Origin of the sequence: Thalassoglobus neptunius (genome assembly GCF_007859735.1) — a bacterium.
Classification (GTDB): domain Bacteria; phylum Planctomycetota; class Planctomycetia; order Planctomycetales; family Planctomycetaceae; genus Thalassoglobus; species Thalassoglobus neptunius.
This window is the reverse complement of record NZ_SIHI01000026.1, coordinates 23396-47515: the sequence shown is the minus strand read 5'-3', so window position 1 is coordinate 47515 and position 24120 is coordinate 23396. Positions and strand designations below refer to the sequence as shown.

The window sequence follows — 24120 nt, the reverse complement described above, 5'->3', positions numbered from 1 at the left end:
CAATCCACTCGACCCACTGCACTCGAGAATAACCCACACGCGACAAGACACCATCCCCCAGGAATTCCAAAACCAGAAACCCCAAAGAATACAACCCAAGTCAACATGCACTCCAAACGGCGCTTACAGTAACCAGACGACACTGCGAGACGAGTATCTTCTAACTTCAGACGGCACGCTGCATGTTCTCAAGAAGTACCCCAATGCTGGCAAGGAAAAGGTGTTTATCAGAGCAAGTTACCCCGTAAACTCCGATTGCGACGACTTGCTTCTAAAGAAAAACTCGGAGCTTAAGACGATTGTGGAAGAAGCAGGCTTCAATTGCCCAGACAGGACGAAGAATGCTGAACTGCGTAGAGCTATTTGGCTTGGGCAAGAAAACTTACGTCTAGACGATAGCGAAATTGAAGTTGCTAAAAATGATGCGAAAAGCATTTGGGAGCAGCTCAAGAAGTATATGCCGCTATACACATTGTTTCAATCAGATCGAAAAAATAGCGATTCCGACGATGAAGTTCAGGATCCGATGCGAATTGCAGTTAGGGAAATTCTCGGCGATCCACAGATTCAGGCAGGCTTGGCGGAGGTCACAGAGACAGTGAAGGCACGACTCGATGAGGTGGCGCAGAGAACTCTTGAGAAGCTTGAGGAAATGAACCCTGCCATTGCTGAGTCTCTCGATCCTCGACTTCCAGAATTCGCCAGTCTAAAATGGCCAGATGTTTTTAAGAATGTGTCAATCACTGGTGACGATGACATCCCGATCAATAAGAGAGGAAGTGGAGTAAAACGCCTCGTGCTGATCAGTTTCTTCCGCGCAGAAGCAGAGAGGAGACAGAACGCGGCGAACCTGCCGGACATCGTATACGCCATTGAGGAACCCGAAACTTCTCAGCATCCAGAACATCAGCGCGCTTTAACGAATGCGCTGATTGCCCTTTCTGAGTCTCAGAACACCCAGGTGTTGCTAACAACGCACAGTCCAGAAATCGTCAAGCGTCTAAAGTTTGAAAACATCATTCTGGTTTCTGATCAAACACCGGAGCGAGTGTCGCCGGTTCTTGAGCAGGAGCTTCCGTATCCGAGTCTGAATGAGGTGAATTTTTCAGCGTTTGGAGAAGCGTCCTACGAATACCACAATGAGCTCTATGGATTCATTGAGGCACAAGGACTCTTGGAGGACTACAAAGCTGACAAATTGCAGCGTGAGTACATCCGTCGTCGAAGAGATCATTCGACGGTGCGGCAGCAAGTCACTCTAACTGAGTACATTCGCCATCAGATTCATCATCCGGAGAACCAGCACAATGCTTTGTTTACACCAGAAGATCTCTCAGAATCGATTGAGGCCATGCGTGCGTTTCTCAAGTAGACATTGAGTCGGAGAAGTTTGTACGACTTAGACTCACTATTGACCGGTTTACATTATCGAGAAGTAGTTTTCGACGGCTTGGTCGATGGAGTCTTTGGTGATTTCTCGGGGGAGGTTGTGGAGTGAGCAGCGGTTGAGGATTTGGCGGAGCAGGTCGCGGGGGTGGCAGAAGCGGAAGGGGCGATTTGCCTGGACGTAGTGTTCGATGATCATGTAATCGATCACTTCGTTGGTGTACGAGAATTTCTGCTGTGTGGCCTGCTTGCAGAAGAGAGCGCGGAACTCGTCTTCTGAGGCGTCTTTGACTTCGATCTTGTATGGAATTCGGCGGAGGAATGCGTCGTCGACCAGATCTCGTGGTTCGAGGTTACTGGAGAAGATGATCAACTGATCGAACGGAACTTGAATCGTTCGACCGCTTTCGAGGTGAAGGTAATCGTGTCGCTGTTCAAGTGGAACAATCCAGCGGTTGAGCAGTTCGTCGGTGCTCATTCGCTGTCGGCCGAAGTCGTCGATGAGAAGCGTTCCGCAGTTGGCTTTCATCTGCAAAGGAGCTTCGCCAACACCTGTTTTGCGGATGTATGTGATTTCCAGGTTTTCCATCTGGAGTTCACCCCCCGCCACGATTGTTGGTCGTTCGATGCGAACCCAGCGTCCGTCGACTTTGAGTTCGGCATCATCGGAAACGGGAACTTCGCGGTGACGGTTGGGATCGTACAGGCGGAGAATCTCGCCACTGGCGATGATCGCTCGGGGAATCCAGATCGTGTCACCGAAAGATTTGGTGACACGTTCGGCCATACTGGTTTTTCCGTTACCCGGAGGTCCGTAGAGGAACATTCCCCGACCGGAGTGAATGGCTTGCCCGATGTTCGAGATCATGCGATCGCTGATATCGAGATCCGAGAAGGCCCGGCGAATCGCATTCAGCGACGGTTTGCGGCCTTCGAGTGACTGGGCGTGAACGCTGGCGATGTACTGATCGAGGGGAACGGGAGCTGTTCCGAAATAAGTCGTCTGATCGGAAAGAATGCGTGCCCGGTCGCGTCCGAGGTCGGTGAGTTCGTAGAGGTAATCGCCGCCGGCAATTGCGTTCTTGTAAGCGGCGAGTCGTTCAATTTTGAGCTGTCGAAGAATCGCTTCGACGAGTCCGAAATTGAGTCCAATCTGGAGTGCGATCTTGTATCCGGTCTCAACACCTCGACTGGCGAGATATTTGATGATGAGATTCATCACGTCGCTGAGATTCAGCCCAGCTTGTTCGAGCGAGTCGGGAGCTTTGGGGCTGAATTCGCTGGACCCTCGCAAGCTGGGATACTTTTGCTGCGGGGGACTTGCTTCCGGTTTTTCGTTTGCCTTGGCGAGTCTTCGGGCGGCTTCGATTTTGGCGAGATGGGCCCGCGCCTGATCGTAGTTATCTCTTGTGATTTCATCGATGACCGGCTTGTCCGAACGTTCGTCTCCACTGGAGGACTCTGAGGTGGGGGCGTTTTGGTCGAGAGGAGACGGTGTTGCCGTCGCTGTTTCTGGCTGTTCGGGGACAGCACTTTGAGGCTGTTGAGAATCCTCCTGCGACGTTTCTTCAGAATCTCCTGCCGTCGAATCTGCGAAGTTGCCGCTTTCATCGAGACCCAAACTCAAGAGGATATTATCGATCCCGGCAAAGGTGTCACGTTGCATTCTGATTCGCTTTCCGTTTCAGCGAGACAATTAGGGGAGAATCAAGACTTCTTCGGTGCCGCAGTCTCTGGCCAAGACTGTGGATATGTTCGAACGACAGGCATCTACACTTTGGGATCATTTGCTTCGACACGCAGACGTTCCTTGTTCGGAGATTTCGATTCCGCTGCGGAACTCGTAAAAGAGACCCTTTGTGCCGATTTTGCGAATTGTTCCGATCTCTTTTCTTGAATTCGACGTTGCGAGTTTCGAGAAGCTGGGAGTTTCGCTCGAAACTTGCATTCAGATTTTCTCTTCAGCGGTTTTACTCTGATTCACTGAATCGGATAATCTGAAAGCACGGAGTTTTCCAGTCGGCTCGATGTTCAGGTGTCGAGGCAGAGGCCGTTCGGTCAGTTCGATTCGGTCAGTTCGATTCGGTCAGTTCGATTCGGTCAGTTCGATTCGGGCTCGCTGTCGGGCTCGCTGTCGGGCTCGCTGTCGGGCTCGCTGTCGGGCAGAATCAGAGTTTTGCGTCAGTTCGTTCAGGCAAGGGACCGGCAAGAGCAACGGATTCTTGTGTGCTTGAGCTTTCGCGAAGTTAAGGAGAGGGCAAATGAGCGAGTCAAAACAGAGTACGCGGATCGCGCTTCTTCTGGAAAACGCGAGAAACGGCGATGAACGTGCTCGCGATGAACTCTTTGAGTGCTGCCGAAATTACATCAACGTCATTGCGCGGACCAATGTCGAAACCTGGATGAAAGCAAAAGTCGACTCCTCCGATCTCGTCCAGCAAACACTGCTCGAAGCGCATCGCGGATTTCGGGATTTCGAGGGCAAGTCTGAAGGGGAATGGCTGGCATGGCTCAAACAGATTCTTGCTCATAACACTCATGATTTCATCCGCCGATTCCGAGCAGGGAAACGCGACGTGAAGAAGGAAGTGAGAATCCAGCCGCAGTCTCCGGATGCGTCTGCTCCGTTTCGCGAACTGGCTGCTCGTCTCGATTCCCCGAGTCAGGTTTTGATGGATCACGAGCAGGAGTTCGAGTTGGCCAACGCGATTTCGAGACTCCCTGACGATTACCGGGAAGTGATTCAACTGCGAAATTTGCAGCGACTCTCGTTTGAAGAAGTCTCCGAGCGAATGGAACGAAGCCGAGGAGCCGTACAAATGCTGTGGATGCGGGCCCTGAATAAGCTTCAAGAGATTCTCGTAGAAAATCAGAGTGACTCATGACTGATCGCGGTGCTGAGTTGTCAGATTCCGATTCGAACTTCGATCCCGAACTCCTGGAGTTTCTGGAGCGGCACTGCGACGCAATTCAAGACGGCGAGCACTTTTCCATTCCGGAGGAACTCCTCAAGAAACATCCCAATCTCATGCAACTCGTTGATTGCATTCACCTGCTCGATTCGATGGCGGGAGGTGGCGGTCAAGACAAAGTGGCCGAAACACTGTTGTCGTCCGATTCCAGTTTGTCGAGTTCTTCATTTCAGTCGCTTCCGCGCGAGTTCGGTGCGTATCTTTTGGAAGCTGAGTTGGGGCGGGGCGGAATGGGAGTTGTGTATCGGGCACGGCATCAGACGTTGGATTCGCACTTTGCTCTGAAAATGGTTCGGTCGTGTGAGTTCGCTTCCGATGAAGAAGTTCGTCGGTTCTTTCGAGAAGCACGAGCGGCCTCGCGTCTTCGTCATTCGAATATTGTGAGCGTGCACGATGCCGGTGAACATGAGGGGATTCCGTTTCTCGTCATGGCTTACATTTCTGAGTTTACGTTGGCTGATCGAATCAAGATGGGGGAAATCAGCCTCGACGAGTCGGCAGCGATGCTTGTTCAAATCACTCGGGCGGTTGGGTATCTGCACCGGCAGGATGTCATTCATCGCGACTTGAAACCTTCCAACATTCTGATCGACAACGATGGAAATGCCCTCGTCACTGATTTTGGATTGGCCAAAGTCTTCGAGCATGATGACGAGCAAACGATGTCGGGAGCGATTCTGGGGACGCCTGCGTATATGTCTCCGGAGCAAGCGTGGGGAAAGGTGAATTCGGTCACTTATCGTTCGGATCTCTACAGCCTCGGAGCGATTCTTTATGAACTTTTGACCGGACAACCTCCGTTTTCCGAGAGTGTTCCGCTCGATCAGATTCTTCGATTACGTGATAGCGAGCCGAAACATCCGCAGAAGATCAATCCTGCGATTTCTCGTCCACTGGCACAAATTTGTATGCGGTGTCTCGAGAAGAAGCCCGAGAACCGTTATGGATCGGCAGACGAATTGGCGGACGATCTGGAGCGGTTTCTGAATCATGAACCGATCGTCCTTAAGTCGATGGGACTTTGGAATTCGGTGAGGCGGTGGGCGCGAAGAGAACCGGCTCTCGTTGTCCATCTGACGGCGTTCCTCGTGATCTTCACGGTCGTGCAACTCGCGGAGTTGTCGGTGCCGGGGCTTCGACCGTCCTATATTCCGGAAATGATCATTCTGGGAACCTGGGGGGCTGCTTCGATTGTGTTTCAGCGGCTGCTGAGGAAGGATGTGCGATTCGTTCGTCGCTGTTGGGTTGCATCTGATGCGATCCTCTTCACCGCTGCGGTTTACTATGCCGCACGACCCATTGAGTCACTGGTTGCGGGATACGCATTGCTGATCGTGGCCAGCGCCATGTGGTACAAGCCGCGCCTCGTGGCTGTGACTACGGTGACTTCGGTGATCTCTTATTTCTTCCTGCATTCGATGCGAGGAGATCCGGAAACCCCGGGGCATTATCCCTATCTCGTAGCGGGGATTCTCATCGTCACTGGAGGAATTGTGATCTCGCTGGTGAGACGAATTCTTCAACTCCTGTCGTTTCGGTCGAGATTTTAGACCAACCTCATCGGGAGTCTGCACTCCCCGGAACACATTTCCTTTGAGGCTGCCGACGTTGATCGTTCGAGCTCGCTTAGAACGATTCGGGAATTGTTTGCGACCGCAAATCTCTTTTCGAAGGCGATGCAGCGAACCGATTGAAGATCATTCGACGTAGCTGAGACGGCTGGCGAGAAACTGTTCGACAATGCAGAGAAGAGGGATAAGAAGAAGGAGCAACCAGCGAATTTCCGATCCGGGGGATTCGTTGAGAATCCAGTCATAGGTGCCGACTGAATGAATTTGAATCGTTGAGTCCAGCCCGAGTTCATTCTTGAGGGCGTCTGTTTCTGCGATTGCTAAAGCCCCTTCGGATGGAGGAACATTGACCGCGTAGAGCCGTTCCTCGCGTCCTGGTTGTTGCGTGGAGAGGCCGAAGGAGTAGATCCCTGGTTCGTCCGTGTTTCGATAGATCACGTTGAATAACGTCCCGTCGGGTTCGGAGGAAGAGGCATCGTTGTCTTCTTGAGCGGGCGGAGTCGCTTGGATTCGGTCAATCTGGTCGGAAGGGGAAAGCACTTCGACATCGGGTTGATAGAACGCCTGATTGAGTTTGAATTCAATCGGTTGGCCGCTTTGGAGTGCGGGGAGAGATCGGTCTTTACGAATCACATGTTTGGCGAGTTCGAGTTGAAAGACGGCAAAACTGAAGCTGGCTGGTCCGTTGGCCCAGTTTGTCCATACGGTCCCTTGCGGATTCACAAGAGGTCCGGCTGATGTCAAACACGTGACAACATTGCCTCTTCCGAATCGATGTTCGAGGAAAACAGGGGCATCGTTGTTGAGTCGTGCCAGGACCGAAACATCCGAAGCCATGTTCGGCAAATCTGAACTTGCCGGCGCCAGCGGAAAATAGAGATTCACAAACACGAGATCGAGGATGGGAACTTCCGCATCGGTCAGCAGTTGGAATAGCGGAGATTCAACAGGAACGAGATCGGGGTGAGCGACGCTGCCGTTGTCGTCTCGATTGAATTCGCGCGGAGCGATTTCGATGCGGACGGGAAACAAGCTGGCTTCGGGTTGAAAGAGTTTCTCATTGTAGAACGCCGGCCGAATTGCATCGCCGAGGTACCAGACCAGTCCGCCTCCGTTTGAAACGTAGTCGGTCAATGCAATCAGCGCATCGGGGGCGATTTCAGGAACGTTGATGAGATAAATGAGATCGAAGTTTTCCAGTGGCGTTCTTCGCAAATCGTCCGGAGTCTGAACGTCGACAGAGAACCCGGTGACAGATGTATCAGCTGCCAGCGCGTCGGCAACGTAGAGGGCCTGTTCTGTTCCGGGAGAGCCGTCCACGATCAATACAGGGATCTCTTGAGGAACATCGACGGTGAGAAATCGAAAGTTGTCCGGTTCCAGAGCATCGTCGCGAATCCGGAGGTCCACCCGGTGATGCTCGGCGGTTTCGAAGACGACGTCGAAACGCCTCGATGTCTGCTCTCCGGCAGCGATGTCCTGAAAGTCAATTGTGCGAGGCGTTCGCGTCCCGTCAAGGAAGACATCTGCACGAACGTCGCTGGCTGTTCGCACTCCTTGATTTTGAATAGTCGCTTCGAGAGTGACCGGAACACCTGCAGCGGCAACTTCAACTTTTCCTCCGAGTTGAGTCACGGTCAGGTTTTCAGTGGAGTCTTCGACGCACTTCACGAGATTGACGTTTGTGTCGGCAGTCTCCAGTGCTTTCAAGGAAGCGATTGCCGATTTGCTTTCGATCCAGTTCAATTCCCGGAAGTCTGAAATTACGTGGACATGCCGCACGGCTGAACGGTCTGCAGTCAGACGTTCGAGAACAGAGTCGAGAGCTCGATCGGGCTCGGCGACCTGATGTGTGCATTTGATCGCGTCGAGTCGATCGGTGAGTTCCACGAGCAGATCGCTGTTCAGTTGAACTTCGCTCAATCCAGAAAGTGTCGTCGCCGGTGCAGACATCCGCACAAGTGTGAAGATCTGCGATTGAGGCGAGTCCGCACCTTCTGCGACCAGTCGACGCACAACTTCCTTCGCAGTGTCGAAGACTGTCCCTTCTGCCGTTCTCTGCTGCATCGACAGAGAGTCGTCGAGAACAACGACATGATGAGACTTGGCCCCCTGGAAGAGTGAGAGTTGAGACGGGTCGAGAATCATTCGCGCAAGTAGAGCTACAATTGCAAGAATGAGCAGGATGCGCAGCAGAAGGAGCAGCAACTGTTCGATGAGAACCCTGCGCTGATTCCGCTTTTGACTCGCGAGCAGAAAGTCCATCGCCGCAAATCGGACACGCTTGAAGCGCATTCGATTGATGAGATGGATAATAATTGGCGCTGAGACCAACGCCATTCCCGCCCAGAAGAAGGAGGGATTCAAAAAGTGCTGAAGAATCCACGAAGACATCAGGTGCGAACAATCCTTCCATGACCGATGGGACTGGGATACGCGAATTGTAGTTGATCGAGTCAGGTGCGTCTTGCGATTCTGTAAAGAGAATTCGACTTTTCTTTTCGGTTCGACTTGCGGCACTTGCTGGAAAAGCGGAGAAAGAATCATCATCCTTGGATGAGAGTTCTGGATTGACAACGAGGAAAAAGACACGATGAGTAGTTGCGATTTTCGATTCCTTGCGATTTGCCTGACGGCGTTTGCATGTCTTGCGACTGTTTCAAACGCACAGGAAGCGATCTATGACGAATCCTTGATTCCCGAGTTCACGCTTCCTGATCCATTCACAACGACTTCAGGAGAAGTTGTCGAGAACGCGGATCAGTGGATCAATCAGCGGCGCGGCGAAATTCTTGATCTGTTCGCTTCAGAGGTCTACGGATCGGCTCCCCCAGCACCTGAAGAAGTGCGCAGCGAACTCATCAGCTATCACGCCAATGCACTTGGCGGCAAAGCAATTCGGGAAGAAGTCGACCTGTTGCTGGGAGACGAAGAGTCTCCGCTTGTCGCGCGGCTGTTGATTTATCGTCTGCAGACTGACGAGAAGGTTCCCGCGTTTCTCGCATTGAACTTCGGGGGAAACCATTCCATTCATCCGGATCCCGAAATCACATTGAACAAAAACTGGATGCGGAACAAACCGGCCTCGGGATACGAAAACCATCAAGCGACCGAAGCTTCGCGAGGGGCGTCTGCGTCGCGGTGGCCAGTCGAGAAAATTGTCGAAAGAGGATATGCACTCGTCACGATTTACTACGGGGACTTCGATCCCGATTTCGATGACGGGTTTGAAAACGGGCTTCATGGAGAGTACCCCGGATCAGGAGAATCAATCTCTCCGAAAGACTGGGGCAGTATCGCAGCCTGGGCGTGGGGACTCAGCCGCGCTCTCGATTACCTCGAGCAGTCGCCTTCGATCGACGGAGAGCGAGTAGCTGTGTTGGGGCACTCTCGTCTCGGAAAGACTTCGCTGTGGGCGGGAGCCAGTGACCCGCGATTTGCTCTCGTTATTTCTAATAACTCCGGGTGTGGCGGAGCAGCCCTCAGTCGTCGCCGTTTTGGCGAATCCGTGCGTCGGATTAACACGTCGTTCCCGCACTGGTTCTGCGATAACTTTCTGAAATACAACGACAACGAAGACGAACTTCCCGTCGACCAGCATCTGCTCATCGCAGCCATTGCTCCGCGACCGGTTTATATCGCCAGCGCAGAAGAAGATCGCTGGGCCGATCCGCATGGGGAGTTTCTTTCCGCACTACATGCTGATCCTGTCTATCGACTGCTCGGAACAGATGGATTCGGCGGAGACGCGGCTCCTGAAGAGATGCCGGAGATCAATCAGCCCATCAACTCTGGAACCATCGGCTATCACATTCGCAGCGGCAAGCATGATGTCACCGACTACGATTGGGATCAGTATCTCGACTTTGCGGATCGCCATCTTAAATCCACTGACGAATGACTCGTAATAAGTCAGCTCCATTATTCAAAGACTGAATTTGCACATGTTGATCTTTGATGCGCACCTCGATCTGGCATGGAATGCCGTCGAGTGGAACCGAAACCTCGAATGGCCAGTTGGGAAGATTCGTGAATTCGAATCTCAGTTCGACGGGATTGTTCCCGGCGAAGCGATGGTGAGCTTTCCGGAGCTACGAAACGCCGGGATTGGGATCGTCATCGCGACCCTCCTTCCGCGACTCCATCGCAAGAGTTTTGAACTGACATTTTATCAGGGGCGTGAATCGACTTACGCCGCTGCGAAAGGGCAACTGGCTTATTACGAAGCGATGGCGGAACGGGGCGTCTTGCGGAAACTGTCGTCCGCGGACGATTTGACTGAACACGCTCGCGAATGGCAGAGCGCGGATCAATCTGCAGACAGTGCCTCGACCCCGCCGATTGGGTATCTCCTGAGTATGGAAGGGGCGTCTCCGATTCTGAGTCCGAAACAGGTCGAGGAATGGTTTCATGCGGGTCTGCAAATCGTGGGACCGGCTCATTACGGACCGAATGAATACTGTCACGGGACCGGAAGCGAAGGTCCGCTGACGTCCGATGGAGTGGAACTCTTGAAGGAGATGAACCGAGTCGGAATGTTGCTGGACGCGACACATCTGGCGGATGAATCTTTCTGGCAGGCACTTGATGTGTTCGAAGGTCCGGTGCTGGCGAGCCATCACAATTGTCGTGCTCTTGTCCCCGGAGATCGGCAACTCGATGATGATCAAATTCGTGCGTTGATCGAACGCGGGGCTGTCATTGGTGCAGCCCTCGACAACTGGATGTTGAAGCCGGAATACATCAAGAAAGTGACTCCTCCGGAAACTGTTTCACTCGAAGATGTCGTCGATCAGATTGATCATGTTTGTCAATTGGCCGGGAATGCCTTGCACTCCGGAATCGGAACCGATCTCGACGGAGGTTTTGGGAAAGAACAGAGTCCCGGCGATATGGATTCCATTGAGTATCTTCCGAAGATTGCTGAGATTCTGGAGCGACGCGGCTATTCGCAGGAGGATAGCGAGCGAATCCTTTCGCGGAATTTCATCCAGTTCTTTCAGAAGAATCTCCCGGAGAAAGTATCGTAGCTGATTCGGAAGTCAGCACTCTGCTCCGCAGACATTCGGAGCGTCCGTCGATGGTCACGACTTCACCGCATCTTGATCCCAAAGAGCCGACTTGCGATGATGAAACGTGTGGAGTGACTGCCTCGGTCTCGGTCGAAATGCGGTCGAAATTTCAATCCGCACACACTCTGACAATTCCTGGGATTGCGTGAGAAGGGGAGGACAGTGTCGAGAGCATTGTTCGATCCCTATCTCATTCTGGGAGTGAGCCAAAATGCGACCTCTGCGGAGATTCGCAGGCAATACAAGAAGCTGGTGGTCGAACATCATCCCGATCGGAATCCTCAGCAGTCTTCCAGCGATTCTTTTAAAGCTGTCGTCAATGCTTACAAAATTCTCAACAATCCCGAAGATCGTCGAAAATGGGATGAGCAGAATTCATCGCCGGGAAATTCTTCATCGCGTCCCTCGCAGCGGAATTCCAGTCGACGGCCAACGACTTCTCCGGACGAATTGAACAGGCAAACGGAATTTGCAGAGCTGTTCACGACGAGCTTCTTTCATTCGAGTTCTCCGTTCGCTTCAAACGAGGAGTCGACCTGGGGCCAAAACCTGACACTGCTCGTGGTTGTTTTAACTTACGGGGCCATGAGTCTGCTTCACCCCACGATCTTCGAGGAAGCTGGGGCGTTGTTCTGGGGAGCAACGACGATGGGGGTCTTGCTGATCTGGCTGCCTGATTTTGGGGAAGATGTCTGTTTTGGAGTTTTTGCTTCGCCAACTTTGAAAATTTTGGGTTGGACGGTCCTTTTTGGATTTGCGTTGTTTGTCTGGCATGCCGCATCTGCTTGGGAGATGATGACCGGTCCATAAACCGCGAAGGAAATTGAATCGACCGTTGGCATGTGTGTGATGCACTCACCTGAACCCGTTTCGTTTGATGCAAGCAGCGTTCGGTCTTGCGAATCGTTGCAAACCAATGATGAAAATCTACGAAAGCGAGAAATCTGATGAGTTACCAGAAGACTTATACCTACCAGGAAGTTCACGACTTGCTTTGCGAGAGTGAAGGACGGCCATCTCCTAAGTCGAAACAAGACGGCCATGCCATCGGGTTACATGCGGACGGCAGGGAGGACATCACCCATCGGAACAAGACGGTGTTGATTCTCGCGGAGACGATCGAACAATCGCGGCGAATGGACCCCAAGAATGGGGTGCGGATCGAAAACAAATGGGCACCCGGAGTCGATTCGAGATTTACCAGCCGGGCCGATATGGTGAAAGCGCTCTATCAGGCGATCAATTCAGGGGCCGGGCAAAGTCTTCTGCAACAATTTGATGTCAACAAGTCGCAGAAAGAAGCGAAGAAGGTCATCCCTCTTGCGAAGCCGATTCCCCGAATAGAACGGTTCACAAAATCAACGGGGGCGATTGAAAGAGGTCTCTTCGCTCATGCTGTTTTTCTTTACATCCTTCGCCTTGGAAGTGGAGTTCATCTGCAAACGTTTTATCCGAGCGATGTCAGGACATCTTAAACCACAGTCAGGCTCTCTCAGTGGTCATCTAAACCCGTTGTGCTCAATACAAATTGCGGGTGTCTTGAGGGAATCAGTGCGAATCCGGGATGCGGGTGCTCTCATCGCGATGAAGATTTTCAACATATGAGTTGTCATCTTCGAGCGATGAGCACAAACCGACGACGGCCCATGCCGTGCCCCAATAGGTTGCTGTGTCTGTGACCTGATGTTGGTGTTTGCCTTTGGTGCTGTGAACTTCCCAGAATCCGCGATCGGTTTGAGTCTCGATCAGGAACTGTTGAGAGCGGGTGATCGCGGAATCACTTTCATCCTCTTGCGTCTGACTGAGTGCATAGAGAGCCATCCCAGTGGCAAGTGCGTCGCTTGGATCACTTGTCCGCCAACCCCATCCCCCGTCGTGTTGCTGAAATTGAAGCAATTGCTGACGGGCTTCGGTGACATCGATTAAGGGCAATCCCACGGGGCGATTGAGTTCTACTGCCAGCAACAAGCGAGTGACCCACCACTCGGTGCTTGTTCCCTCTGGGGTGAGATGTTCCGAAAGGCTCTGTTCAGACAAATCTAAAGAGTCGGCGTTGCCATTTCGGAGCAGCGCGATCAGCGTCCACATTGTTGTGACCTGCGTCGTTTCCGTTTTCGGTCGCTTCTGAAACGGAAGTTGTCCGCACGCATTCCAGGACCCGTCGGGCAATTGATTGTCGAGCAGATACTGTGTGAACGATTCCTGCCAGGCTGGCGGTTGATCTTCTGATTGAGTTCTCAGAATCAACAGAAGTTGCGCCATCGTATCGATGTTCGCAGCTGCGATTTCTGCTTCGCTTCGATCGGTCGTGTTCTTGGGATTGGCGAAGTGATCGATCTTCGTCGCCCAGTCTTTCCAGTGATCGAGCTTGGATTGATCAACTTCAAAGCCGCGTTTCCCGGCTGCATCAAGACTCCAAAGCATGAAGGGAACTTGATGGCACGAAACGCAGCCACGTTTCTCGATCCATCCCTCGCCTTCTTCAATGAGGAATGGAATGCTCTTCGCAATGACCTGTTGAATCTTCTCCTGATGGTCTTCAGGTTGAAGTTCGTTGTTACTCGATTGAGCGAAGCATGTCGCAATGAGTGTCACAAGGAGAACGGGAACGGAGATCAATTGTCTGACGAACATCATTGGCTCTCCTGAAATTCCGTATCGTGATTCGGACGATTCTTTCTTGTTGCGACGCTCCTCGTTACCCAAGCTCGATGCTGAGTTCTTCGATCTTTCGGTACAGGCTCGAAAGGCCGAGTTTCAATCGTTTGGCTGCTTCGCGTTTGTCCGGCCATTGACGCAGCACTCGCGAGATGTGCAAGCGTTCGTAATGCCTCAATGCGCTACGCAGGTCGTCTGTGTCCGGAAGCGGTTGCCCCATTCCCAGAAGATCCGGCGGCAAATCGTGGGGTTCGATGGTTGTTCCGTCGCACATGATGACGGCCCGTTCAATGGCGTTGTCGAGCTGGCGAACGTTCCCTTTCCATTGGGCAGCCATGAGAAGTCGGATTGTTTCACTGGTTGCGCTGACAGCTCGTTTTCGCAAAGCTTTGGAATGTTTGGCAATGAAATGGTCGACCAGTTCCGGAATGTCGTCGAGCCGTTCGCGTAGAGGCGGAATTCGAATCTTCACACCGTCGAGCCGATAGAACAGGTCTTCTTGAAAGTTCTGTTCGCCGACGAGTCGCAACAGGTCTTCACTGGTCGAAGTGATAATTCGACAGTTGACTTGATAGGTCTCCGAACCTCCGCTCGGCATGCTTTCTTCGTACTCGATCGCTCGGAGAAGTTTGAGTTGCGTGCCCATCGGAAGCCGAGCGACTTCGTCGAGGAAGACCGTTCCACTTGCAGAAATTCGAAGAATCCCCGGTTGAGACGCACCGGGGGCATCAGATCCGAAGATTTCGGCCTCGAGAAGTTCGACCGGGCGAGCCCCACAATTAACGGCCAGAAACTTCTCGTCCTTCATCGGGCCAGCTGAATGAATGGCTCGTGCGAACAATTCCTTGCCTGTGCCCGATTCTCCAACGAGCAGCACGTTCGAATTGGTCACCGAGATCTTGGCGATCGAGTCCTGGAGCGCTTTGAGGGGTTCGCTTGAGCCAACGATCTGATCAAACCGATGTGGCTGTTCAAGCTCGCGTCGGAGTTTCTGGTTTTCCAGGTAGAGATCTCGATACTCGAAGACGCGTTTCAACTTGTTCGACAAATCATCAAAGATGACCGGTTTCGTCAGATAGTCGAACGCACCACCTTTGAAAGCATCGACTGCCGACTCGACGGTTCCGTAAGCGGTGATGATCAGCACGAACAGCGACGGATTGAGTTTATGCATCTGCCGCATCAATTTGATGCCGTCTCCGTCCGGAAGCTGAATGTCACAGATTGCAACCTGATAATCCTGCTCTCGGGCTTTGTTCAGTCCTTCAGTGACCGAAGCAGCTTGAGTGACGTCGAATCCCTCTCCCTCGAGAAACTCAGCGAGTGTATTTCGAATAATATCCTCATCTTCGACGACGAGAATTTGTCTCTGCGCAGCGGTCTGTGTCACAGTAAGGTCTTTCCTACCGAGGCTGGAAACGTGTCTGCAGTGAAGAATCACTCCAGAGTCGCACACCCAAGTTTAGAATTTGGAGAGTAAAAGACCAGAGACGGACTGCCGGAAGTCGCGAGAAAACCGTTGATCGGAGAAATCAGGAAGACGCAATCACTGACCGATTCATGCGACTTTTCCAATCACTCGGGCAGGGGAGTTGTAGAGACGTTTGTAAACGAGGCACGTTTCCAACAGCTGATCGTGCGTTCCTGATGCGATGACATGACCTCGCTCCATGACGACGATTCGCGTCACAAATTTCAGCAGGCTGTTCGAGATCGTGTGTGAAATCAGAAACGTCGTGCGTCCTTTGACGAAGGAGTTCAGGGTCTCGTGAATCAGTGATTCGCTTTCCGCATCGGCAGCGGAAGTCGCTTCGTCGAGAATCAAAATCGCGGGGTCCTTGAGGATGGCCCGAGCGAGTGCGATGCGTTGACGCTGACCGCCGGAGAGTTCTTTGCCTTTGTCGCCGATGACGGTGTCGAATCCTTGAGGCAGTGCCTGAATGATTTCGAGGAGATGGGCTCGACGTGCTGCACTTTCAACTTGGGTTCGTGTCGCGTTGGGGCTGCCGTATCGAATGTTTTCGAAGATGCTGTCATCGAAGAGCATCGTTTCTTGCGTCACGAATCCGATCTGATCTCGAAGATCCGAGAGCGACAACTCGGTGAGTGGGGTGTCATCGATCAGAACTTGCCCATTCTCCGGATCGTAAAATCGCGGCAGCAGGTTCACGAGCGTCGATTTCCCGCACCCGTTTTGACCAACAATGGCGATGACTTCTCCGAATTTGACATCGAGATCGACGTGTTCGAGTGCCAGTCCTCGTTGAGCTTTTGCGTCTTTCGATTCATATCGGAATGAGACGTCTTCAAAACGGATCGATTTGCAGTGCCGTTGAGTCGATTTCGGCGCGACGGGATCGACAATTTGACTTTCGCGGTCGATGACCATGAGGATGCGATCGAGAGCGGCGGCACTCTTCTTCAGCTTCGAGAATCCGGACGACATTTTCCGGCACGGATCGAGCATTCCGACAAGCACGAAATACAACGTCGCCAATTCCGCAGAACTCATGACATCTGACGAGAGACGAATTCCGTAGACGTGTTCTTTGCCACGCAAAACGAGATACGCTCCGGGGAAGACAGCTACAAACATGGCAGCGAGACCGAGCAGTTCGAGCATCGGTTTGGCGGCTGCATCGATGCGAACCACTTTCATCGCTTTGTTGAAATACTTCTCGTACTGTTGGCTGAACTGCTGTTCGTGACGGGACTGATTGTTGAATGCGATAATTGCTTTCAAGCCGGAGAAGGACTCTTCCAGGACCTTATAGATTTGCGACATGCTCTCCATCATTCGACGACTCGCTTTCTTGAGCAGATCGCCAAACTTGTAGAGGAACAATCCGAGCAGCGGGAAGAAGAAGATTGAAAGAAGCGTCAATCGCCAGTTGATGTAAAGCGCGAGGAACATACATGAGAGGCACTTCAATGGTTCCCGAATCAGCCGACCGCCCAACAGCACAATTCCCTGCGACAATTGTTCTCCGTCGTAGGTGAAACGGGACATCAGCCCACTTGTCCCTTGATGAGACAAAAACTGATAATCCATCTTCAGAACTTTGCTGAACAAGTCCTTTCGAATCGCCATCACGGTTCGTTCGGCAATTCGACCGACCAGAACTTCCTGCAGGAAGACAAGAAATCCTTTGAGTGCGGTGGCCGCGAGAACGATTGCCAGTAACCAGAACAGCGTCTGAAATTCGTTCTGAGGAACGAACGGCATGACCACTGCCTGAAGACGCTGCATCTGAAAATGATCGCTGCGAGCATCCGCCAGGCTTTCGTTGGCCTCTGCTCGAGACTGCAGAGCTTTGACATATTCGGGATCTGTCGGCGGAACGCTTGCCCGTTCGAGTTCCTGAACGGTCTTATCGTGGCGGGCCACTGCTGTTTCCGCAGCGCGCACGTCCTCGTCGGCATGATCGATTTGCTCAGCGACGTAATCGTGAAGATTCTTACGTTCGAGCAACACCTTGATGACTGGGAAAGCAAAGGAAAGATTTGCTCCCCATAGAATTGCTACCACGACGCCCAGCATGATTGAGACAAGTAGCTGGCGGCGAAATGGCCAGACGTATTTGACAAGGCGTTGAAAACTGTCCACGCGATAATCCGTTTCGTCTTGTTTCGAGTCCGTTCGAAGTGTCCAGTCGGATTAGACAGGGTTTGAGCGTGTGTGTCTATACGAATCGCGACTTTTCGTTTCTTCGGCACAGGGTGTAAGTGTTGTCCATGTTGAGGTTTAGCGTGTGTCGTTGTGTGATGCGGGACTCTTTGCAGATTCTTCTCAATTCGACAAACTCTCTTCTCAAAAGACGAGAAAATAGGAGGTTCGGGGAGACTGAACGTGATGGTAGGTGATTTCTTGATTGATCCAGCGTATGCTTGAACGGAGTCACGCACGCCCGGTTTGTTGCGTGAGGTGGCTGTATCGAGACATCAGGAAATTGAAGGGGAGGAGAGACAATGAGGTTGGCTCAATCTATTGTTGGAGTGTGTGTGTTGATGGGAGCGGCTGCTGGGTTCGGATTCGACAATCAAGTTTCCGCTCAGGAGTATCGAGTTCTTTACCCACCTGTTCCGGTCTATTCTGCGGCAGCACCCGTATATGTGGCTCCTGCTCCAGTTGCGTTTGTGCCTTACGGTTACCCGGCTCCAGTGATTGTGAATCGACCAGTCGTTCCGGTCGCGCCTGTCACATATGTCGCCCCTGCACCGGCACCTGTTGTTGTCGCGGCGCCAGTCGGAGTGACGCAAACAGTTCGTTATGCCCCTCATCGTTCTGTCGTGAAGACACGAACTTATGCCCCACTCTGGCCATTCCCAGTCAGTGCCAGTCGGACCGTCGTTCGCCAGACGCCATACGGAGTCGCTTATCGAACCTGGGGATACTAAGAGTAAAAAGCATGTGCTCAGTTCAGTGTCGGTCAGATGAATGGATGTCTCGTTGGCCGACACGAACATTTGCACGACGCCACAAAGTCGACACACGAGCTCGACGGACGAAGCTTTACGACCCGTCTCTGTGCGTGGTGTGACATCTTGGAATTCGTTCGAGCAGCTTCTCGTCCTATTTGTCTATTTGGTTAAAAGCGGATGAGCACACAGATGTGTTGTTCCGACGGCCCAGTGTCCCAATTCAGACAGCTCGATTGGAGTGAGCAGTCGATTGAGAGGGCGATTCACCGCTTGTAATCCCGGGTAGTGCCTCTTTCTCTTGAGAGACATGTTCGGACCGGGAGTGCTGTTCTGATCTTCGTTCGGGACCGCAGCTGGGACTTCCAAATTCTCGCGCCAAGAGAATTTTGTCCTGATTTCTGATTTTCAATCGCTGGCCATTCTCTTTCAGCGAAATCTGCCACAGGGGCTGGGGCGCTCGCTGGAAGCTCTTCCGAGTCGGCAACATCTGCGCTCTGTTTCCACCGGCGAATCCTTTTCGAGTGGTGTCGCTTGCCAATATTCGGCGACTTGAATTATCACCCGCTTCTCGTCAGCAACACATTTCATTTCCCCCCGGTTGCTGATGTTCCCCCCGATTTTCATTTCACTTTTGCGTCTCGACGGACATCTTCCAGATTCAGGATGTTTCTGAAAGATTCGTGTCGATCGTGTCACATGTAACAATTGCCTCAATCAATCTCCTCGGTTTGCCGATAATTTGATTAAGCGTTCTCATGTTTTTGCTTTCACACTGGTGTGGACGTGAAGATTGGCGTTCGCGAACTCGAATGCGGTGATCGACATGAGGTCACGGAGGAGTGTATGACCACGAAGGTCAAAGACGACATTCAGGCCGTATGGACTGAATACAAAAAAGATCAGATGGACCAGGTGCTTCGCAATAAGCTCATGGTTCACTATTTCCCCCTTGTGCGATTCAACGCTGACCGCGTTTGGGCCAAGTTGCCTGATGGGGTGGACCTGAACGATTTGATTTCCGCCGGAGTGTTCGGACTGATGGATGCTATCGAAGCATTCGATCTCGAGCGCGGTGTGAAATTCGAAACGTACTGTGTTCCCCGTATTCGTGGTGCGATGTTGGATGAACTTCGAACGATGGACTGGGTTCCTCGTCTTGTTCGAAGCAAAGCCAGCAAACTGGAGGCTGCCCGCAAAACGCTGGAAGCCCGCCATGGTCGACCACCAACAGATGTCGAACTCGCAGCGGAAATGGAATTGTCGATTGATGAATTCGACAAGCTCAAGACCGAAGCGAATGCCGTCAATCTCGTGAGCCTCAATAAAAAGTGGTACGAGACCGACAGCTATAAAGACGTCAGCGAAGTTGACGTGATCGAAGATTCAAAGGGTGAAGATCCGACGCTCGGGATTCAAAAGCGTGACGTGATGAAACTCGTCACGAAAGGTTTGAATCGTAATGAGCGATTGATCATCATTCTCTATTACTACGAAGAGTTGACGATGAAAGACATCGGCCAGACTCTTGGGCTATCGGAAAGTCGTGTCAGCCAGATGCATTCAAGCATCGTGACTCGCCTCAAAGATCAGTTGCGTCGTCGCCGCCCTGAGTTTGCATAAGCTGCTGAAATCAGACATCCCATCAACTTTTGAGCCACCGCAAGGTGGCTTTTTTTGTTGAACGCGCCGCAACTTGTTTCATCGCCTGCGCGGATTGACGTGACTGTCTGGAGAGTTGCTCCAAGTTGTGCCACAATGCGTCCGCTTCTTTGGATGGAACAGGTTCTCGTTCTCAAAATGAGTCTGGCTCAAATGGAATGAGCCCTCTCATTTTCGCGAGGCGATCAAGTGATCGTGATGACCTGCCCTCATCCTTAAAAGTCAAACGCCAAGCGAGTGATCGCAGGCGAGCGAACGAACGTGAGACAGGCAACTGGTGAATGCGCAGACAGTGGAATGGCGGGATGAATCGAGTCGCGACGGCTGCACAATTCTTCTTCTTCGGGTTGTGCATTCAGTGGAGTTCGGTGGAATCGGCAGTCGCTGAGAATATCGAACCATTTGTGGCAGGTTTCGATCGCTTTGCGGAATCGAGACGACTTCCGAACGAGGCAGCTGGGAAATTGCTTCTCACCGAGTTGAGTTGCACCGCCTGCCATCTTAGCACGGAAAACGACACCGCTCCCAAGCGTGGCCCCGACTTGAAAGCCGTCGGAAGTCGCGTGCAGGTTGAGTGGCTGAAAAGGTTTCTCGCTGCGCCGCACGATGTGAAACCGGGCACAACGATGCCGGACGTTTTGCATGGATTGCAGACTGACGAGAGAGGCAATGTCGTCGAGTCAATCGTCGCATTTCTGAAAACTCAGACCGAACCATTCGCTGAAATCAAAGCGACCGGAGCCAATCCCGTTCCCCATGAGTTCTGGATCAAAGGTCAATCGGATGTCGGCCAGAAACTCTTTCATACAATTGGTTGTGTGGCGTGTCATGAGCCGGATCCGGAATACACCGAGGGACAAAGCGCATCTGGTCAGGATCAGTCTCTGCTGAAGCTGATCGAAGGACTGACGTCCGAAGAGATCGAAGAACTCGGCTTAAGTCATCTTGCGCAGACGGTGAATTCCGTTCCGTTCGGGAAGCTCGACGATAAGTACTCGCACCAGTCTCTGACTTACTTCTTGATGGACACGCTGAAGGTACGTCCATCTGGCCGGATGCCGTCATTCGATCTCAAAGCAACTGAGGCAGCCGACGTCGCTGCGTATCTCCTCGGGGATCAACCGCGAGAGATCCGGATGAAATCACTCCCGGAGGTCGAATCGGTCGAACTTGAAGACGAGAAGCTGCAAGCTCAAATCGAACAGGGACGCGAACACTTCGCACAGTTTGGGTGTGCCAATTGTCATCACGTCAAAGAAGTCATTGAGCCACGACTGGGGCCGGCATTGACCGAACTCGATTTCAACGCGAACGAGAGTTGTCTCAACTCTCCGAAGTCCAATGAAGTCTTCTTTCCGCTCAGCGATCGACAGGTCAATGCGTTGCGAGACGGAATTCAATCAGAGAAAGAAAGTCAAGATGCGCTATCCGACACACTGACGGAAGCGGATTGGGCCATGCTTCAGTTGAATTGTTTTGCTTGTCACGAAAGAAACGAACTGGGCGGAATGGGGCCGAGTCGCCGCGGGTTCTTTGAGACAGTTGGAAATGTGGACATCGGGGATGAAGGAAAGCTTCCGCCTCCGTTGACTCATGTCGGAGCGAAGCTCAAAACCAAATGGATTGAAAGTGTTCTGAACGGTGAGAATTCGGTACGGCCGTATCTCACGATTCAGATGCCACGGTTTCAGTCAGAAGCGTGCGCGTCTTTGCCGAAAATGCTCGCGTCGGAAGACGAACTTGCACAATCAGAGAACAGCCCAGAGAAGGGAACTGACAAGCCGGAATTCACAGCGAAGCAACTTCAGTCCGCAGGTCGGAAACTCTTCAACACGGGATGCGTTCAATGTCATCCACTTCAATCGGAGAGCCTTCCGAGTGTCGTTGGAGTCGATCTTGCGAGTGTCACTGACCGTGTGCATCGAGACTGGTTCGACAAGTTCATTCTGAACCCGATCGCTCTTAAGAAGCGGACTCGAATGCCGTCGTTCTTCCCGAATGGGGTCAGTTCGAATCAGGACATCCTGCAAGGAGATGTTGAGAATCAAATCGCTGCGCTCTGGGCGTATCTCGGAAATGTTGACCAGGCAGGTTTACCGGAGAAAATTGTCGTCGCCAGACAGCAGGATTTTGAACTGTTCCCGGAAGATCGTCCCGTGATTCTTCGGACTTTCATGGAGAGTGCCGGAACACATGCCATTGCTGTCGGATTTCCTGAGAATGTGCATCTTGCGTTTGATGCCGAAAATGTGGTGCTCTCGGAAATCTGGAGAGGTCGATTTCTGGACGCCCATGGAACGTGGTTCGATCGGTTCACTCCTCCTGCAGTCCCCCTCGGTCAAGATCGCCTCAACTTGTCCGATGCCGTTTCGAATGTCTTCGTTCGAAAGGGCTCCGATCGGGGCGATGAACGGGTTGAGATTGAGTCCAAACAGAGATTCCTCGGATATCGACTCGACGAGAAAGGAGTTCCGACGTTTCGCTCTGAATTGGGAGGCTTCGTGGTCGAGCAGAGATTTGAGCCAACCGCACAAAACGAGTTGAAGCAGGTGATTCAAGTCAAACCGCGAAATGTTGACGATGGCTTGAACGACGAATTCGGAATCGTTCTTGGGCCAGAGTTGAAGCCTTCGACTGAAAATCCACTTCAGTACTCAAACAGCGACGGATTAACAGTCATCTTCAAGGGGCAAGCGGATGGCCACAGTTCAGAAGAGCGAAATGTTCTCACCTGGCCAATCGGAAACCAACTTTCTATCGAACTGGAGTATCACTGGTAATGTTTCTGTGGAGAGTTCTGCTGGTCGTCATTGTCCTTGCTGGCTTGTTCGAGAAGTCAGTCATCGCTGAAGATGTTGACGACTATTATCCCATCGTGTCGATCTTTACTCCGGAATCGCGAACGGAGTCCCGGTCGAAGAACTGGAAGCCGGCTCCTGACGGGTTGCCGCTGGAAGTGAGTGGGATGACGCAGCTTCCGGATGGTCGGCTCGCCGTCGCGATTCGCAAAGGGGAAATCTGGATTCTGGACGGTGTCAGTGACGTTCCCCCGGACAATGTGACTTACCACAAGTTTGCCAGCGGCCTTCACGAACCGTTGGGGCTCCTCTGGCATGATGACAGTTTTTACACCGTTCAACGGAGTGAACTGACGCGGGTCCGTGACCGTGATGGTGACGGGATCGCCGACGATTACGAAACCGCTGCGACAGGATGGGGGCTGACGGGACACTACCACGAATATGCTTACGGGCCGGAACTCGACGGACAGGGCAACATCTGGTTGACGCTGAATATTGGTCTCGGGCTGAAAGGAGACCAACTCTCGAGAACCATTCAGGACCCCACGCTCGGGTATCGACAGGCACGATGGCGCGGCTGGGGAATGCAAGTCGATCTCGACAATCGAAAACTGATTCCCATTTGTGCCGGGATGCGTTCTCCGAGTGGAATTGGGAGCAACGCCGACGGTGACATGTTCTACACCGATCAGCAGGGAAACTGGGTCGCGACAAATTCGTTGCATCACATGCGTAAGGGGGCCTTCTTTCATCATCCCGAGGCACTCGCATCGATGAGTGAGCCCGACTCTCCGATTCACGGAATCGAATCGGTCCCGAATGGAGTCCCATTTCCAACGGCACTCAAGAACTTCTCTCAGATGGTTCCTCCGGCGGTTTGGTTTCCGTACAAGAAAGTCGGCCAGTCGGTGACGGACATTGTCCTCGATTCAAGCGGCGGAAAATTCGGTCCGTTCAGCGGGCAATTGTTTGTTGGGGAATTCACGCTCGCCAGCATCCATCGTGTCTTTCTTGAAAAGGTCGATGGGGAATATCAGGGAGCCTGTTTTCCGTTTCGAGATGGAATGGCCTCAGCTGTGTTGCGGTTACAACAAGCCTCGGATGGAAGCCTCTTTGCTGGTCTCAGCAATCGAGGATGGAGCAGCTTGGGGACAGCGTCTTATGGATTGCAACGTGTTATGTGGTCAGGGCGTGTTCCTTTTGAGATTCAGGAAATGTCGGCACTGAACGATGGCTTTCGATTGACCTTCACAAAAGAAGTCGATCCCGAGACCGCAGCCGATGTGAGTTCATACGCGATGAACAGCTATACGTATCTCTATCAAGCATCCTATGGAAGCGAAGAAATTCAAAACCGCGAACTGACAATCACCTCAGCTGATGTTTCCGAAGACCGCTTGTCTGTGAAGCTGACCGTTAAGGGGATGCGTGAACTCTTCGTGCATGAACTCACCGCGAGAGGGGTTCGCTCCGCCGACGGAGCACCGCTCCTTCATCCGGATGCGTACTACACGCTCAATCGGATTCCTAAGGCGATCACTCGCGACCAGTGATTGCGAGCAGTCGTCGCGAGGCTTGA

Annotated in this window: 16 protein-coding genes; 11 read left to right on the top strand and 5 right to left on the bottom strand. The window is 52.4% G+C overall.

All coding sequences use genetic code 11. From position 1 onward, the window contains the following. Positions 1-16 precede the first annotated feature (16 nt). Positions 17-1372 carry an ATP-binding protein gene (locus KOR42_RS20290; RefSeq protein WP_315861344.1) on the top strand — a complete coding sequence of 452 codons (1356 nt, stop codon included), beginning with the start codon at positions 17-19 and terminating at the stop codon, positions 1370-1372. Positions 1373-1420: 48 nt separating this feature from the next. On the opposite strand, the gene KOR42_RS20285 is transcribed toward KOR42_RS20290, so the two are convergent. Then, positions 1421-3052, bottom strand: coding sequence for an AAA family ATPase (locus KOR42_RS20285; protein ID WP_197441386.1), 1632 nt, complete (start codon positions 3050-3052; stop codon positions 1421-1423). 595 nt (positions 3053-3647) lie between these two features. Here KOR42_RS20285 and KOR42_RS20280 point away from each other — a divergent pair. Further along, positions 3648-4271, top strand: coding sequence for a sigma-70 family RNA polymerase sigma factor (locus tag KOR42_RS20280; RefSeq protein WP_146511665.1), 624 nt, complete (start codon positions 3648-3650; stop codon positions 4269-4271). Further along, entirely contained in the window at positions 4268-5908 is a 1641-nt protein-coding gene (locus KOR42_RS20275; RefSeq protein ID WP_146511664.1) for a serine/threonine-protein kinase, read from the top strand. Before KOR42_RS20280 ends, KOR42_RS20275 begins: the two co-directional genes overlap by 4 nt. A gap of 147 nt (positions 5909-6055) precedes the next feature. Here KOR42_RS20275 and KOR42_RS20270 read toward each other — a convergent pair whose 3' ends face one another. Continuing rightward, positions 6056-8323 carry a BatA domain-containing protein gene (locus KOR42_RS20270; RefSeq protein WP_197441385.1) on the bottom strand — a complete coding sequence of 756 codons (2268 nt, stop codon included), beginning with the start codon at positions 8321-8323 and terminating at the stop codon, positions 6056-6058. Between the two features lie 199 nt (positions 8324-8522). Between KOR42_RS20270 and KOR42_RS20265 the strand changes: the two genes are divergently transcribed. From KOR42_RS20265 to KOR42_RS20250, 4 genes are all read left to right on the top strand, one after another. Beyond that, entirely contained in the window at positions 8523-9830 is a 1308-nt protein-coding gene (locus tag KOR42_RS20265; RefSeq protein ID WP_146511662.1) for an alpha/beta hydrolase family protein, read from the top strand. Between the two features lie 43 nt (positions 9831-9873). Then, a complete protein-coding gene (locus KOR42_RS20260; protein WP_146511661.1) occupies positions 9874-10959 on the top strand; it encodes a dipeptidase in 1086 nt (361 codons plus the stop codon). Between the two features lie 204 nt (positions 10960-11163). Beyond that, a complete protein-coding gene (locus KOR42_RS20255; protein WP_197441384.1) occupies positions 11164-11811 on the top strand; it encodes a J domain-containing protein in 648 nt (215 codons plus the stop codon). A gap of 137 nt (positions 11812-11948) precedes the next feature. Beyond that, on the top strand, positions 11949-12476 hold the full coding sequence (locus tag KOR42_RS20250; protein ID WP_146511659.1) for a hypothetical protein: 528 nt from the start codon (positions 11949-11951) through the stop codon (positions 12474-12476). 73 nt (positions 12477-12549) lie between these two features. Here KOR42_RS20250 and KOR42_RS20245 read toward each other — a convergent pair whose 3' ends face one another. From KOR42_RS20245 to KOR42_RS20235, 3 genes are all read right to left on the bottom strand, one after another. Further along, entirely contained in the window at positions 12550-13638 is a 1089-nt protein-coding gene (locus KOR42_RS20245; protein ID WP_231741026.1) for a prenyltransferase/squalene oxidase repeat-containing protein, read from the bottom strand. A 61-nt stretch (positions 13639-13699) separates the two neighbouring features. After that, a complete protein-coding gene (locus KOR42_RS20240) occupies positions 13700-15049 on the bottom strand; it encodes a sigma-54-dependent transcriptional regulator (RefSeq protein WP_146511657.1) in 1350 nt (449 codons plus the stop codon). A gap of 168 nt (positions 15050-15217) precedes the next feature. Continuing rightward, positions 15218-17266: an ABC transporter ATP-binding protein gene (locus tag KOR42_RS20235; protein WP_146511656.1), complete on the bottom strand. Its 2049-nt coding sequence runs from the start codon at positions 17264-17266 to the stop codon at positions 15218-15220. A gap of 362 nt (positions 17267-17628) precedes the next feature. Here KOR42_RS20235 and KOR42_RS26890 point away from each other — a divergent pair, with 362 nt between their 5' ends. The 4 genes from KOR42_RS26890 to KOR42_RS20215 all read left to right on the top strand — a co-directional run bounded on the left by KOR42_RS26890 (position 17629) and on the right by KOR42_RS20215 (position 24094). After that, positions 17629-18057, top strand: coding sequence for a hypothetical protein (locus KOR42_RS26890; protein ID WP_197441383.1), 429 nt, complete (start codon positions 17629-17631; stop codon positions 18055-18057). An 867-nt stretch (positions 18058-18924) separates the two neighbouring features. After that, a complete protein-coding gene (locus KOR42_RS20225) occupies positions 18925-19701 on the top strand; it encodes a FliA/WhiG family RNA polymerase sigma factor (RefSeq protein WP_146511655.1) in 777 nt (258 codons plus the stop codon). Positions 19702-20045: 344 nt separating this feature from the next. Further along, a complete protein-coding gene (locus KOR42_RS20220; RefSeq protein WP_197441382.1) occupies positions 20046-22520 on the top strand; it encodes a c-type cytochrome in 2475 nt (824 codons plus the stop codon). Then, the gene (locus KOR42_RS20215) at positions 22520-24094 is read left to right on the top strand and encodes a DUF7133 domain-containing protein (RefSeq protein ID WP_146511653.1); all 1575 of its coding nucleotides are present in this window, start codon (positions 22520-22522) and stop codon (positions 24092-24094) included. The genes KOR42_RS20220 and KOR42_RS20215 overlap by 1 nt, the downstream gene beginning before the upstream one ends. Positions 24095-24120 lie beyond the last annotated feature (26 nt).